This window comes from Isoptericola sp. NPDC060185 (assembly GCF_042728595.1).
In the GTDB taxonomy this organism is placed as follows: Bacteria; Actinomycetota; Actinomycetes; order Actinomycetales; family Cellulomonadaceae; genus Isoptericola.
In genome coordinates this window covers 1-13,039 of record NZ_JBHWYY010000049.1, presented here as the reverse complement: position 1 = coordinate 13,039, position 13,039 = coordinate 1, and the positions used below count along the sequence as shown (strand labels likewise).

Annotated in this window: 11 protein-coding genes; 3 read left to right on the top strand and 8 right to left on the bottom strand. The window is 76.1% G+C overall.

Going from position 1 to position 13,039, the window contains the following annotated elements; genetic code table 11:
* Positions 1–2 precede the first annotated feature (2 nt).
* Entirely contained in the window at positions 3–1,913 is a 1,911-nt protein-coding gene (locus ACFWDO_RS14985; protein WP_380318792.1) for a cation:proton antiporter, read from the bottom strand.
* Positions 1,914–2,118: 205 nt separating this feature from the next.
* Here ACFWDO_RS14985 and ACFWDO_RS14980 point away from each other — a divergent pair, with 205 nt between their 5' ends.
* The gene (locus tag ACFWDO_RS14980; RefSeq protein ID WP_380318789.1) at positions 2,119–2,841 is read left to right on the top strand and encodes a PadR family transcriptional regulator; all 723 of its coding nucleotides are present in this window, start codon (positions 2,119–2,121) and stop codon (positions 2,839–2,841) included.
* On the opposite strand, the gene ACFWDO_RS14975 is transcribed toward ACFWDO_RS14980, so the two are convergent.
* The 7 genes from ACFWDO_RS14975 to ACFWDO_RS14945 form a co-directional block, all read right to left on the bottom strand.
* A complete protein-coding gene (locus tag ACFWDO_RS14975) occupies positions 2,812–4,539 on the bottom strand; it encodes a PQQ-binding-like beta-propeller repeat protein (RefSeq protein WP_380318786.1) in 1,728 nt (575 codons plus the stop codon). The genes ACFWDO_RS14980 and ACFWDO_RS14975 overlap by 30 nt on opposite strands.
* Before the next feature lie 23 nt (positions 4,540–4,562).
* Complete coding sequence (locus ACFWDO_RS14970) at positions 4,563–6,209, bottom strand: PQQ-binding-like beta-propeller repeat protein (protein WP_380318783.1); 1,647 nt, start codon at positions 6,207–6,209, stop codon at positions 4,563–4,565.
* Positions 6,210–6,267: 58 nt separating this feature from the next.
* The gene (locus tag ACFWDO_RS14965) at positions 6,268–6,504 is read right to left on the bottom strand and encodes a hypothetical protein (protein ID WP_380318780.1); all 237 of its coding nucleotides are present in this window, start codon (positions 6,502–6,504) and stop codon (positions 6,268–6,270) included.
* A gap of 123 nt (positions 6,505–6,627) precedes the next feature.
* Positions 6,628–7,614: a cytochrome d ubiquinol oxidase subunit II gene (locus tag ACFWDO_RS14960; protein WP_380318777.1), complete on the bottom strand. Its 987-nt coding sequence runs from the start codon at positions 7,612–7,614 to the stop codon at positions 6,628–6,630.
* Positions 7,611–8,939, bottom strand: coding sequence for a cytochrome ubiquinol oxidase subunit I (locus ACFWDO_RS14955; protein WP_380318774.1), 1,329 nt, complete (start codon positions 8,937–8,939; stop codon positions 7,611–7,613). Before ACFWDO_RS14955 ends, ACFWDO_RS14960 begins: the two co-directional genes overlap by 4 nt.
* Positions 8,940–9,077: 138 nt before the next feature.
* Positions 9,078–10,349: an ABC transporter permease gene (locus tag ACFWDO_RS14950; RefSeq protein ID WP_380318771.1), complete on the bottom strand. Its 1,272-nt coding sequence runs from the start codon at positions 10,347–10,349 to the stop codon at positions 9,078–9,080.
* Positions 10,346–11,239, bottom strand: a complete 894-nt coding sequence (locus tag ACFWDO_RS14945; protein ID WP_380318768.1) for an ABC transporter ATP-binding protein — start codon at positions 11,237–11,239, stop codon at positions 10,346–10,348. The genes ACFWDO_RS14950 and ACFWDO_RS14945 overlap by 4 nt, the downstream gene beginning before the upstream one ends.
* A 223-nt stretch (positions 11,240–11,462) precedes the next feature.
* Here ACFWDO_RS14945 and ACFWDO_RS14940 point away from each other — a divergent pair, with 223 nt between their 5' ends.
* Positions 11,463–11,906 carry a nitroreductase/quinone reductase family protein gene (locus tag ACFWDO_RS14940; protein ID WP_380318765.1) on the top strand — a complete coding sequence of 148 codons (444 nt, stop codon included), beginning with the start codon at positions 11,463–11,465 and terminating at the stop codon, positions 11,904–11,906.
* 119 nt (positions 11,907–12,025) lie between these two features.
* On the top strand, positions 12,026–13,006 hold the full coding sequence (locus tag ACFWDO_RS14935; protein WP_380318762.1) for a hypothetical protein: 981 nt from the start codon (positions 12,026–12,028) through the stop codon (positions 13,004–13,006).
* Positions 13,007–13,039 lie beyond the last annotated feature (33 nt).

The following is a 13,039-nucleotide window of genomic DNA, read 5'->3' as shown; positions in this document are numbered from 1 at the left end:
GGTCAGCCGTCGAGGTGCCCCCGCATCTCGACGGCGATCTGGTCGGCGTCGAGCTGCTCCAGGGCCCTGCTCAGCAGGTCCGAGTCGTACGTCCCCACGGCCCGGGCCTCGAGCAGGGCCTTGCGCTGCGCCGCGATGGTGGCGAGGCGGAGCTCGAAGAACTGCGCCGACAGCTCCTCGGGCGTCGCCTCCTCCTCGTCCTGGTCGGCCTGCTCCCGCACGACGACGGTCCGCACCCGCTCGACGACGTACGGCGCGTAAGGCGTGCCGTCCGGGCGGCGCAGCTCCGGGTCGTCGAGCATGTCCCGGGCCGTGCCGTCGACGATCTCGCGCAGCCCCTCGGTGCCCTCGACGAGCCGGGAGGACGTGACGCCGGCCAGCCCCAGCCGGCGCACCACCCATGGCAGCGTGCCGCCCTGCACCAGGAGCGTGCCGGCGGCGACGCCGAACGCGATGAGGATGAGCAGGGAGCGCTGCGGGAAGCCCGACGGGAGCGTCTGCGCGGCTGCCAGCGTGACGACGCCGCGCATCCCGGCCCACACGATGACGACGCCCTCCTTGGGCCCGAGCGGCGCCGCGAGCAGGTAGTCGACGTCGGCGATGCGGCGCGTGAACCGCTTGCGGAACTCGGTGACCCGGTTGACCCGGCGCTGCCGCATCCGCTCCTGCTGGTCGTCGGTGAGGCCCCCCGACGCCTCGCGCCGCCTCATCGCCTCGAGCTCGACGCGTCGCTGCACCCGCCGGACCTGGCGGCGCGGGTTGCCCGCCTCCCACACCCGCCGGTCTCCCTGCGTCCACACGGCCGAGAGCGCCTTCGCGGCGTCGGGCGTGATGATCCCGTCCGGGTCGGTGAACTCGTCGAGCTTCGCGGAGACGCGCCGCTCCATCTGGTCGAGGTGCACGCGCACCTGCTCCGCCCGTCGCCGCCGGGCCGCGAGGTAGCGCAGCAGCGGGAGCACGAAGAGGGCACGCAGCACCAGGACGCCCGCCGCCGCGAGCGCCGCGACGCCGACCGCCGTCCACAGCGACCCGTGCGCCTCGCGGACGTCCTCGACCAGGCCGAACACCTCCAGGCCCATGGCGAGGAACAGCCCGCCCTCGAGCAGGGTCTCGATGGTGCGCCAGTTCATCCGCTCCGCCACGCGGTCCTGCGGGCTGAGGTGCCGCGCGGACAGCGTGCTGGTGACGAGGCCGGCCGCGACGGCCGCGACGATGCCCGACGCGTCGAGCTCCTCGGCGGGCAGGTACGCCGCGAACGGCACGACGAACGACACGGCCGTGGAGAGCGCCGCGTGCCGCAGGTGCTCGCGGACCCACAGGCCGAGGCGCCCGACGACCAGGCCGATGACGACGGCGAGGAGCACGGCCTTGGCGAAGCTCCCGACCACCTCCCACAGGCTCACGCTGGCGGCCACGGCGGCGATGGCCGAGCGCAGCAGCACCAGCGACGTGGCGTCGTTGAGCAGGCCCTCGCCCTCGAGCATCACGACGACGCGCTGCGGCGCGCCGAGCTTCTTGATGATCGACGTGGCGACGGCGTCCGTCGGGCTCACGATGGCGCCGAGCGCGATGCCGGCCGCGAGGTTGATGCCGGGGATCACCCAGGAGAAGACGAGCCCGAGCAGCACGGCGGAGATCACGACGAGCAGCACGGCCATGCCGCCGATCGCCGTGAAGTCGCGCCGGAAGTCCATCGTCGGCAGGGAGGCCGCCGCCGCGTAGAGCAGCGCGGGCAGCACCCCGACGAGGATGACCTCGGGGTTGATCTCGATGGCCTTGACGGCCGGCACGAAGCTCACGGCGACGCCGATCAGCACCAGCACCAGCGGAGCGGCGACCCCGGCGCGGGGTGCCAGGGCGGTGACGGCGATGACGACGACCGCCGCGAGCACGCTGACGAGGAGGACGTCCATGCCGAACAACGTATGCGCACGGCCGCGCGTTCTCCCGGGCCCGTCACCGAACCGGGATCCAAGTGATCCAGGTCACAGTCGCCGAGGGTTGCGTAACGATATATCGCGACGTAACTTAGATACGTCGCCGCCCGAGGTAGAGGTGCCGCAGGCGCTCCCCGGCCGACACGAACCCTGAATCCCGCACACAGTGAGGACACCGCTCATGCGTACCCCCCGAGACACCACCTTCGACCCCCGCTCCTACGACCCCCGGTCCTTCGACCGGCACCCCTTCGACCGGCAGCCCGGCCCCCGTGGCGACCGCCGCCGGCGCGGGGAGTTCCCCGGCCCCGAGGGCTTCGGCCCCGGGTTCGGTCCCGGCCCGGGCTTCGGCCCCGGCTTCGGCCCGCGCGGCCACCGGGGCGGCGGACGCCGCGCCGGCCGCGGCGAGATCCGCGCCGCCCTGCTCCTGCTGCTCGCCGAGCAGCCCATGCACGGCTACCAGGTGATCACCGAGCTCGCCGAGCGCACCGACGGCCGCTGGCGCCCCAGCCCGGGCGCCGTCTACCCGGCCATCTCCCAGCTCCAGGACGAGGGCCTCGTCTCGGTGGCGGACGAGGGCGGACGCCGCCTCGCCTCGCTCACCGACTCCGGCCGCGCCTACGTGGAGGAGCACCGCGAGGAGCTCGGCGTCCCGTGGGAGAAGGTGGCCGAGGACCCGCGCCGCCAGGGCCACGAGCTGCACCTCGCCATGCGCGGCCTCGGCGGCGCCGTCGAGCAGGTGGCCCGCACGGGCACCCGCGCCCAGGCCGAGGCCGCGGCCGCGGTGCTCGACAAGGCCCGGCGCGAGGTCTACCTCGTGCTGGCCGACGCGGCCGGCACCACCGACCCGGATGTGGCCGACGGCGACGACCCGTCAGCCGAGGCCGACGATCTCGGTCGGTGACCACCGCACGAGCCGGCCGGCGACGGCGAGCTGGACACCCCAGCCGTCGCCGCCGAGCCGCAGCTGCCAGAGCTGTCGCCCCGTGGCGGCGTCGAGCGCTACCCAGTGCACGACGTCGCCACGGGCGTAGTCCGGTATCACGAACGCGGCCTGCCGCCCGTCGGTGAACGCCGCCTCCACGAACCGCGGCCCGTACGCGCCGAGCGCGTCCACCCCCTCGACGAGGTCCGGCCGCGACCACAGCACCTCGCCCGTGCCGAGGTCCAGCCCATACACGCGGCGGCCCTCGTCCACGACCACCGCCACCTGCGCCGTCCGCACCAGCAGGCTCGAGACGCGCAGGTCGGTGCGCCACAGCTCGTCGCCGTCGGCGTCGGTCGCCACCGTGGCGTCCCGGCGGCGCTCCAGCACCACGTCGTCGCCGCCGCCGTCCGTGCTCAGCGGCACCAGGTAGCGGCCCCGCAGGGTGCGCTCCTCGCCGCCGTCGGCGCGCAGCAGCCGGTCCGGGTCGCCGCCGCCGCGCCCGACGGCGTCCGCGTCGGTCCCGGCCACGTAGCCGCCCGACACGAGCGGCTCCACCGAGAACCCCTCGAACGTCGCCCGGTCCCCCGGCCGGTCCAGGCGCACGCCGTCCGGCGTGAACCACGCGTCGACGCCGCAGCCGCCCAGCCACAGGACGCGGTCGGTGATCGAGGTCTGCACGCCGCCGCGCAGGTCGACGCCCGACGTCGTGCCGTCCTCCGCCCAGCGCACGCACATCGCCGGGTCCACCGCGGCGTCGAACGGCAGCGTCTTCTCCCAGCGGACCTTCCCGGTGACGGCGTCCTCCAGCCGCACCCGCAGGTCGTAGCCGTCGGGGATGGCCCCCGCGCCCGCCGCGCCCGAGGCGACCTCCGCCGCCACCTGCGGGTCCACCGGCGCGGCGTCGCCCACCCACTCCGTGGTGACGAGGCCGCCGTCCGGCCCGGGGAACGCCATCGTCGACGCGAACCCGACCTCCCGCGAGCCCGCCACCGACCCGTCGGCGTCCACCACCGTGACCGTGCTGCTGCCGTCGCGGTCGCCGACCGTGGCCGGCGGCCGCGCCGACACGCAGACGATGCGTTCCGCCGGCGACGGCTGGAAGTCCCCCGACCAGACCTGCATGCCCGGGCCGCACGTCGTCGACCCGTCGGGCAGGTCCACGTCCCAGCGCCGGTCCCCGGTCTCCACGTCCAGCCCGAGCAGCGCGGCCCCCTGCTGCGCCACCACCAGCCCGCCGAGCGCCCCCACCAGGCCGCCCGGCGCGCTGCCCTCCGTCGGCACCCGCCACACCTCGCGCGGCTCGTCGGTGAGGTCGAGGACGCCGCCGGGCGCGGCGCGGAGCGCGGCGAGCCGGCCGCGGTCCCCCACCGTGTCGACGACGACCGCGGTGAGCGCCACCGCGGCCACCGCCACGGCGGCCACGAGCCGCCGCCCGCGCAGGAACCCCCGGACGCGGTCGGCCGCCTGGCCCAGCGTCAGCCCGCCGGCGTCCTCGGGCGGCAGCTCGGCGAGGTCGACGTCGTCCGCCGGGTCCAGGTCGATGAGGATCGGGCCCTCCGCGCCTCCGGACGGCTGCGTGGTCCGCACCTCGGCCGCGACCTCGTCCTCCTCGTCGCCGTCTGGCTCGAGGTCGAACGTGAAGGCGTCGGATCCGGCGCCACGCCGTCGGGCCACCCTTCGAAACTAAGCCCGGCCGGTCAAGCCCGCCCGCTGCCCCGCAGCGACCCGGGGTCCCGGCGCACCGTCAGCCCGTCCTCGTCGGTGACGGTGATCCCGTCGCCCTCCGAGGTCCGCAGCACCGTCCCGCCGTCGAGCGCCGCGGGCGGCGTGTCGAGCCTCTCCGCGCGGAACGTCTCCTGCAGCACCTGCCCGTCCGCCAGGTCCAGCCGGACCATGGTGTACCCGTCCTCGTCGCCGGACATCGTGAGCACCGCCTCGCGGCCGTCCGTCAGCACCCCCTGCAGCCACTGGTCGTCCTGCCAGCCGGCCATCGGCTGCGCGAGCGACCAGCGCGCCGCGCCCGTCCGGGCGTCGAGGCCCACCAGCGACCCGCCCGGGTCCTGCAGCAGCACCGTGCCGGCCGTGCGCACCAGCACCTGCGTGCCGTCGTCGAACGACCCCGGGCCCTCCCCCAGCAGCGGGTCGCTCAGGCGCGGGCGCACCCACAGGGGGTCGCCGTCCGGGTCGGCGGGGTCGAGCGCCGCGAGCCCGCCCGCCGTCTGCACCAGCCGCGGCCCGGCGGAGCCGTCCGTGGCCATCGGGTCCAGCAGCGCGCCGGGCAGCACGACGTCCGGCCCGTCCAGCGCGGTCAGCCGCGACCGGCCGTCGTCCCCCGCCACGACGACGCCGCCGTCGACGGACCGCAGCGGCCCGTCCTCCTCCTGCGCGGCACCGGCGTCCGGCGCCATGTCCCCTGCACCCGGCGGCGTCCAGACCAGGTGCGCCCCGCACCGGCCGAGCTCGACGAGGCCCGGCGACGACCGCAGCGAGTAGCTCGTGAAGCCGACCTCGACGGAGGAGTCGACCCACGTGAGGCACATGTCGGTGTCCGCCGGGTCGAACGGGACGTCCGTGGCCGCGCGGACGTCGCCGGTGAGCGCGTCCTCGAACCGCACCCGCAGGTCGGGCCCGTCGAGCGTCGCGAGCGCCCGGCGCGCGCTGTCCTCGTCGGCGAACGTCAGCGTGTCCGGCTCCGCCCCGTCCGGCTCGGCCACCAGGACCGTCCCGTCCGCGGCGGGCGCGACCGTCAGGCCGGAGACGTCGCCCAGGCCGCGCGCGCCGACCACCGTGCCGTCCGCGGCGACCACCGTCACCGTGCGGTCGTCGTCGGGCCCGCCGAGGCACACGACCTCGTCGAGCGGCATCGTCCACTCCACCGGGTCGAGCGGGCCGGGGCCGCAGTCGAGCAGCTCGCCCAGGGCCTGGCGCCACGCCTCGTCGCCGGTGGCGGCGTCGAGGCCGACGGCGTCCGTCCCGTCCTGCACGACGACCACGCCGCCGGTGAGCACCGCCAGCACGCCGCTGTCGGCCGCGGCGCTCCACCCGGCGTCGGCCACCGCCCCGGCGGCGTCGCGCACCCCGCCGGGCGCGGCGGCCAGGAGACCCACCCGGTGCCGCTCCGCCAGCGCGGTGCCGGCCGCCGTCCCCACCCCGGCGAGGACGACGGCGCCCGCGACCGTGCCGGCGACGATCCCCCACGTGCGCGGCCGCACCCGGCGCAGCGCCGCGACCAGGCGCTCGCCCGCGCCGGGCGGGGCGTCCTCGGGCTCGGGCGCGCCGGCGTCCGCCTCCGGCTCGTCGGGCAGGAGGTCGAAGGTGGCCATCGAGCTCCGGCGACGCGACATGCGACGGAGAGTAGCGGCGCGGAAGTGGCCCGCCGACCCGCGGCGTGCGGCGCGCCGGTCAGATCACCCGGCCGCGCTCCACACTGCGGGAGACGGCCAGCTCGAGCAGCGCCGTGCGGGCCCGGCGGCGGCGGTCGTCCGGGTCCACGGTGAGCCGGTCGCCGGGGTTGGCGCGACGGGCGGGGGCCGCGCCGACGGGGTGCGCCGGGCGGACCGGCGCCGCGACCGGCCGGGGCAGGTTCGCGTGCGTCGGCATCGTGAGGGGCGTGGGCGTCGGCATGGTGGGCGTCGGCATCGGGGCCTCCTTCCGGCGGCCCGGGTGGCCGCACGCCCCCCATGCTGCGCGGCGCGCGTTGCGGCGATGTTGCCCCGGCGTGACGTCCGCGTCAGGAGTGCGCCAGCGGTCCGTCAGAGGAAGTCAGAGGAAGACGACCGTGCGGGGCCCCAGCGGGCGCAGCAGCACCCGCCAGCTCACGGCCTGCGCCGCCAGCACCGCGGCGAAGGCGCCCAGCACCGGCCACGTCAGGCCGTGCAGCACGGCGGGCGGGGCGGCGAGCGCGAGGATCGCCGGCCCGACGACGGCGGCCGTCGCCACCACGGGGACGACGGCGAGGACCGGCCCCGCGCCCCGCACGGCGCCGGTGCGGTGCACGCCGCGGTCCAGGTCGAACCGGGCGGCGAGCGCCAGCCCCGCGGCGGCCACGAGCAGCACCGCCGCGACGAGCGCCGACGACGTGCCCAGGGCGGCGACCGCCAGCGCGGCGAGGGCCGCGAGCGTGGCCAGCGCGGCGGCCGGCACGAGGGCGCGCCGCACGCGCCGTCGGGCCTCCGCCGCGAGGGCGGCCGGCGCCCGGGCCGCGACGACGAGCCCGCCGTGCACCCGCGTCGTCGCGACGCCGAGGCCCGCGGTGACGACCGGGATGCCGACGGCGAGCGCCTGCGCGGCGCCCGACCCGCCGTCCGCCTGCGCGCCCACCACGGACAGCTGCACCCACGCGACGCCGGCGATCGCGCCGAACGCCGCCGGGAGGGCGAGGGACGCGACCTGCGTCACCACGTCCCACCGCGCGCGCCAGCCCGGCGCCGCGAGCCGGCTGCGCAGCCACAGCGCGGCGTCGCGCACCACCCAGGCCACCAGCAGGGCGACGACGTACGGGTAGCCCGCCGACCACAGCAGCGTCTCGACGTGCCCGAACGCCGCCACGAGGACGCCCGCGGCGGCGACCAGCCACACCTCGCCGAGCAGCAGCAGCGGCGCGACGGTCGCGAGCACCACGCGGCGGCGGGAGTCGTCCCGGCCGCCGAGCGCGCGCACCAGCGGCACGCCGCCCTGCACCGCCCCGTCCAGCGCGGCCCAGCCCACGAGCAGGGCCGTCAGGAGCAGGCCCCAGCCGAGCGCGTTCATCGGGCACCTCCGAAGGTGAGGACGTCGGCGCGGTCGTCCGCGCCGGTGCCGGTCTGTCCGGTGCCGTCCGGGCCGCGGTCCGGGCCGTCGTCGACGTCGCGCAGCACCTCCGCGGGCGGGGCGCCGAGCGCGAGCCGCGTGAGGCCGCGGCGGGCGAGGCGCGCCATGACCGTCCAGTCGACGACGGCGAGGGCGACCATCACGCCCACCAGCACCACGAGGGACGTGATCACGGCCGCCGCGGACGCGCCGGACACCGCGTCCTCGGTGCGCAGCACGCCGGCGATCGCCCACGGCTGGCGCCCGATCTCGCGCGCCGCCCAGCCGAGCAGCGCGGTGAGGAACGGCACCGGCAGCAGCGCCGTGAGGGTGGCGAACAGGCCGTTGCGCAGCGGGGTCCACAGGCGGAACAGCGTCTGACGCGGCAGCAGGAGCAGCAGCACGCACCCGACGAGGAACGCGAGCTGGGCCACCCCCATCATCACGGCGTACGCGATGCCCACGACGGGCGGCTGGCCGCCGGGCACGTGCTGCAGGTAGCCGAACTGCGCGTACCCGAAGCCGATCGCCAGGAACGCCCCGACGGTGCCCGTGACCAGGCCGATGCGCATCGACCGCCGCCACACGTCGTTCTCCGGCGAGAGCACGGCGCCCGGGACGCCGGCCGCGACGACGCCCGGGAGCCGCGTGGTCGCGCGGCGCAGGTGCCACGCGCTCACCCCGACCAGCAGGAACGCCCCCGCCATCAGGCAGGCGCCCACCACGTGCAGCGCGGACAGCAGCGCCGCCGGGTTGGTGATCAGGGCCGCCGCGTCGGTGACGCGGGCCTCGCCGTCGGTCATCGTGAAGCCGACCGGGTTGCGCAGGAAGCCGTTGGCCACCATCACCGTGAACGCCGACAGGTAGCCCGTCACGACGACCGCCCAGAACGCCGCCGTGTGCGCCCACCGGGGCAGCACGTGCCACCCGAACACCCACAGCCCCAGGAACGTCGACTCGAGGAAGAACGCCCCCATCGTCTCGATGACCAGCGGGGCGCCGAACACCCCGCCCGCGACGTCGAGCAGGCCCGGGAAGTGCAGGCCGAGCTGCAGCTCCATGACGATGCCGGCGGCGATGCCGAGCGCGTAGTTCACGAGGTAGAGCTGGCCCCAGAACCGGGTCGCGCTCTCGAGCGTCGCCGCCTTCGTCCGGTCGCGGGCGAGCGCCCAGCGCGTCTGGAGGATCGCGACGACGGGGCCCAGCCCCAGCGTCACCAGGACGAAGAGGAAATGGGTCCCGGCGAGCAGCGCGAACTGCAGGCGGGCGGCGTCGACGGCGGTCATGGCCTCGAAAGTAGAGCGGGCGAGCCCCCCGATCCCAGGGTTTTGCCAGGGATCGGGGGACAACCCTGAGCGATTTCGGGGGACTCCCCCACCCTCGCGCGGTCAGTCGCTCCGCCGGTCGCTCCGTCGGCTGCTCGGTCAGGCACGCGCCAGCGCGCTCCTCCAGGAGATCCGGCCGCCGGTCTGCAGCAGCGCCCCGCGGTACGCGCGCTCGCTCACGAGGAGGGCGACGACGGCGAAGGCGGCGAGGATCAGCAGCGACAGGATCGGCTCCCACCACGCCGCGTCGCCGGACAGCACCCGCACCGGCATCGCGACGACGTTCGCCACGGGGACGTAGGACAGGACCGTCTCGAAGGTGCCGCTCGCGGAGAACGTCAGGAAGTACACGCCCATGATCGCCATCGTCATCGGGGTGGTGGTGTGCTGCAGGTCCTCGGTGCGCGACGCGAGCGCGCCCGCCACGGCGTACAGGGCCGCGAGGCCGAGGAAGCCGACCGCGAAGAACAGCACGAACCACACCAGCGACGTCGACAGCGACGGCAGGATCGACGCCGTCGGCGTGAACGACAGGGCGGCGAGGCCGACCGCGGCGAACACGACGTTCTGCGCCAGCGCCACCACCGAGCTGCCGAGGACCTTGCCCGCCAGCAGCTGCCGCAGCGGCACCGCGGTGGCCATGATCTCCACCAGCCGCGACTGCTTCTCCTCCACCACGCTGCCGGCGATCATCTGCCCGGAGCCGAGCGCCCCGATGAAGAACAGCAGGGCGAGCGCGAACGACGCGAAGAACAGCGTCTGCGGGTCCACGGCGTCCCCGTCCACCCGGTCGGTGGTCAGGGTGCTGCCCGCGGTGAGCTCCGCGGCGGTGGTCCCCGCCGCCTCGGCGTTCGCGTCGAGCGTCTCCGTGGCCACCCCCGCCGTGAGCAGGCGCGTCAGCGTGCTGTCGGGGTCCGCCTGACCCGTGAGCACCCAGCCGTCGGCGCTCCCGTCGGCGCTCCCGTCGGCAGGGTGCAGCCAGCCGTCCGCGTCGCCGTCGGCGAGCGCGGCGCGGGCGGCCGCGTCGTCGGGCACCTCGAGGGTCGTGAGCTCGGCGCCGCCGCCCTGCTCGTCGGGGATCGCCGCCGCGGACTCGACGGCGGCCGTCGCCGCGGCGTCACCCGCCGGCACGGCGACCGTGAAGCTGTCCGTCTTGCTGCCCTGCCAGGCCATGAACCCGGCCAGCGCCGCGATGATCACCACGGAGACGAGCAGCCCCACGAGGAACGTCTTGTTGAGGGCGCGCACCACGATCTCGCGGTTCATCACGACGAGCCACGCGCCGCGCGTGCCCTCGTCGTGCGGGCGGCCGTCGTGCGAGCCGTGGCCCTCGGGCCGCTGCGTGTCCGGGCGGATCGGGGTCGTGGTCATGCCGTCACCTCGCGGTAGATCTGGGCCAGCGTGGGCTTCAGGGGGGTGAGCTCGCGGACACCGCCGCGCTCGAGGGCGCCGGCGAGCAGCCGCTGCAGGGCGGCGTCGTCGGCCACCTCGAGCAGCGCGACGGGGCCGTCGACGTCCACCGCGTGCACGCCGGGCACGCCGCGCACCCAGCCGGCGTCGCCGTCCGTCACGAAGCGGTGCCGCAGCGTGCCGGTCTGCTGCAGGTCGGTCGGCGCGCCGTCCGCCATGACCCGCCCCGCCTTGAGGATGACGAGCCGCTCGCACAGCCGCTCCACCAGGTCGAGCTGGTGGGAGCTGAACAGCACCGGCACGCCGCGGGCGGTGTGCTCGGCGAGCAGGTCGACCATGCCGTCGACGGCCGCCGGGTCCAGCCCGCTGAACGGCTCGTCGAGCACCAGCATCCGCGGCGCGCCCATCAGGGCGGCCACGATCTGCACCCGCTGCTGGTTGCCGAGCGACAGCTTCTCCACGTGCTCCTTCGACCGGCCCGCGAGGCCCAGCCGGTCCAGCATGTCGAGCACCTCCGCGCGCGCCTTCGGCGTCGAGATGCCCCGCAGCCGCGCCAGGTAGACCAGCTGGTCCAGCACCGGCTGCTTCGGGTACAACCCACGCTCCTCCGGCATGTACCCGAACGCCCGGCGGTCCGCACGCGTCACCGGCGCCCCGCCGAACCGCACCTCGCCGGCCGTCGGCGCCAGGACGCCCATGATCATGCGCATCGTGGTCGTCTTGCCCGCGCCGTTGCCGCCCACGAACCCGGTCAGCAGCCCGGCCGGCGCGGCGAACGACACGTCGTCCACGGCGGTCAGGTCGCCGAACGTCCGGGTCAGCCCGCGCACCTCGAGGAAGTCGTCGTCCATGACCACGAACCTACGGAGCGCACCCGCCCGGCGGATCCGCCCGGCGACGGAGATCCGCGCCTCCCCCTGGCGGCGGAGCCTCCACCCCCGACTTTCGTCGCGGCACGGTGGACGACGGTCGGTACCGGGCGCCGTCGCCGGCTGGCACCGTTCCTCAGGACGCACGGGCCACCCGCACCACCGGCCACCCGCACCACGAGCCACCCGCACCAAGGAGAGCACGATGACGTTCACCTACCCGCAGGGCACCCGCGGCGCCCGCCAGCCCCGCGGCCGCTTCCTCGCCGGCCGCAACCGCCGGATGGCGCGGCGCGCAGGCCGGGCCACCGGCGACCTCCTGGCCCTCACGACGATCGGCCGCAAGACCGGTCAGGAGCGGTCCACCCCCGTCGGCGGGTTCCCGGGCGGCGGCGGCAGCTGGATCGTCGTCGCGTCGGCCGCCGGCGCGGCCGCGAACCCGTCCTGGTACCTCAACCTCGCGGCCCACCCCGACCGCGCGACCGTCACGACAGGTGGGCGGACCGTGCCCGTCGTCGCCGAGGAGCTGCACGGCGCCGAGCGCGCCGCCGCCTGGCGGGTCGTCACGTCCACGTCGCCCGGCTTCGCGCAGTACCAGTCCCGCACCGACCGCGAGCTGCCCGTCATCCGGCTGACGCCCCGCGCGTGACCCTCGACGTAGCGATCGGTCCTCGTCCGCATGCAGGACGAGGACCGATCGCTACGTCGGCCTGCCAGGGCTGTGGATCACGGCCGGGCCGGCACCTCTGTCTCTGGTCTGCTTCCTGGGTGCACCGTCGTCTCGTCGTCCCCGCGTCGCTCCGGCAGGTCGCCTCCGCGCAGGAGGGGCTTGTGTCGTCCTGGCAGTGCCACGAGCACGGGCTCACGAAGCAGAACGTCGCCGCGCTGGTGGGTCGCCAGGACTGGAGCCGCGTGGCCCGCGGGGTGTTCGACACCGGCGTGGCAGGCGGCACGACCGACAGCTTCGACCTCCCCCGCCGACGATCGGCGCTCGTCGGCGTCCTCGCCCGTCCCGGCTCGGTCGCAACCGGGCTGTGCGCCCTCGTGTGGCAGGGCGTCCAGGGCGCGCCCGCGCGCATCGCACCGGAGGTCACGTTCCCCGACGGTTCGCCGCGGTCCGGCGGGCCGGGGCGGGTGCGTCGCGAGCGGCTGCGGCGATGGGTCGTCGTCGGAGGTCTCCCCTGTGTCCCGGCCGAGCTTGCGCTGGCGCAGGCGGTCCCTGAGCTCGACCGGGGGCACGCCGTCGCGCTGATGGACTCCGCCCGACACCGGCGGGTCGTCACGGAGGACGAGTTCCGCCGAGCCCGCGAGGCCGCGCGCGGTCGACGGGGGGCGGCGCGTGCGTCGTCCTGGTGGGACGAGTCGGACCCGCGTGCGGAGTCGCCGATCGAGACAGCGGCGCGCCTCGCCTGCACGGACGCGCACTACCCGCCCGACGCCCTGCAGCTCGTGGTGCGGGACGCACGCGGCCGGTTCCTGGCCCGGGTGGACCTGGCGTGGCTCCTGCCGGACGGTCGCGTCCTTCTCCTGGAGCTCGACGGACGCGACGCCCACACGACACCGAAGGCCCTCTTCGGCGACCGGCATCGGCAGAACGGGCTGACGAGCCTCGGAGCCGTCCTGCTGCGGTTCACCGGACGGGACGTCGCCCGAGGAGTGGTCGTCGAGGAGGTGCGCCGAGCCCTGGCTGCCGCGGGCTGGTCCCCGCACCCGTGGCCCGCCGACCGGGCGTTCGTCCTGCTGACGTAGCGGTGGGTCGTCGTGCCGGCGCCGGACGACGAC

Coding starts and splice junctions, on each gene's coding strand:
- ACFWDO_RS14985 (WP_380318792.1), bottom strand. CDS start 1,913: ATGGACGTCCTCCTCGTCAGCGTGCTCGCGGCGGTCGTCGTCATCGCC.
- ACFWDO_RS14950 (WP_380318771.1), bottom strand. CDS start 10,349: ATGACCACGACCCCGATCCGCCCGGACACGCAGCGGCCCGAGGGCCAC.
- ACFWDO_RS14960 (WP_380318777.1), bottom strand. CDS start 7,614: ATGAACGCGCTCGGCTGGGGCCTGCTCCTGACGGCCCTGCTCGTGGGC.
- ACFWDO_RS14965 (WP_380318780.1), bottom strand. CDS start 6,504: ATGCCGACGCCCACCATGCCGACGCCCACGCCCCTCACGATGCCGACG.
- ACFWDO_RS14955 (WP_380318774.1), bottom strand. CDS start 8,939: ATGACCGCCGTCGACGCCGCCCGCCTGCAGTTCGCGCTGCTCGCCGGG.
- ACFWDO_RS14945 (WP_380318768.1), bottom strand. CDS start 11,239: ATGGACGACGACTTCCTCGAGGTGCGCGGGCTGACCCGGACGTTCGGC.
- ACFWDO_RS14970 (WP_380318783.1), bottom strand. CDS start 6,209: ATGTCGCGTCGCCGGAGCTCGATGGCCACCTTCGACCTCCTGCCCGAC.
- ACFWDO_RS14940 (WP_380318765.1), top strand. CDS start 11,463: ATGACGTTCACCTACCCGCAGGGCACCCGCGGCGCCCGCCAGCCCCGC.
- ACFWDO_RS14980 (WP_380318789.1), top strand. CDS start 2,119: ATGCGTACCCCCCGAGACACCACCTTCGACCCCCGCTCCTACGACCCC.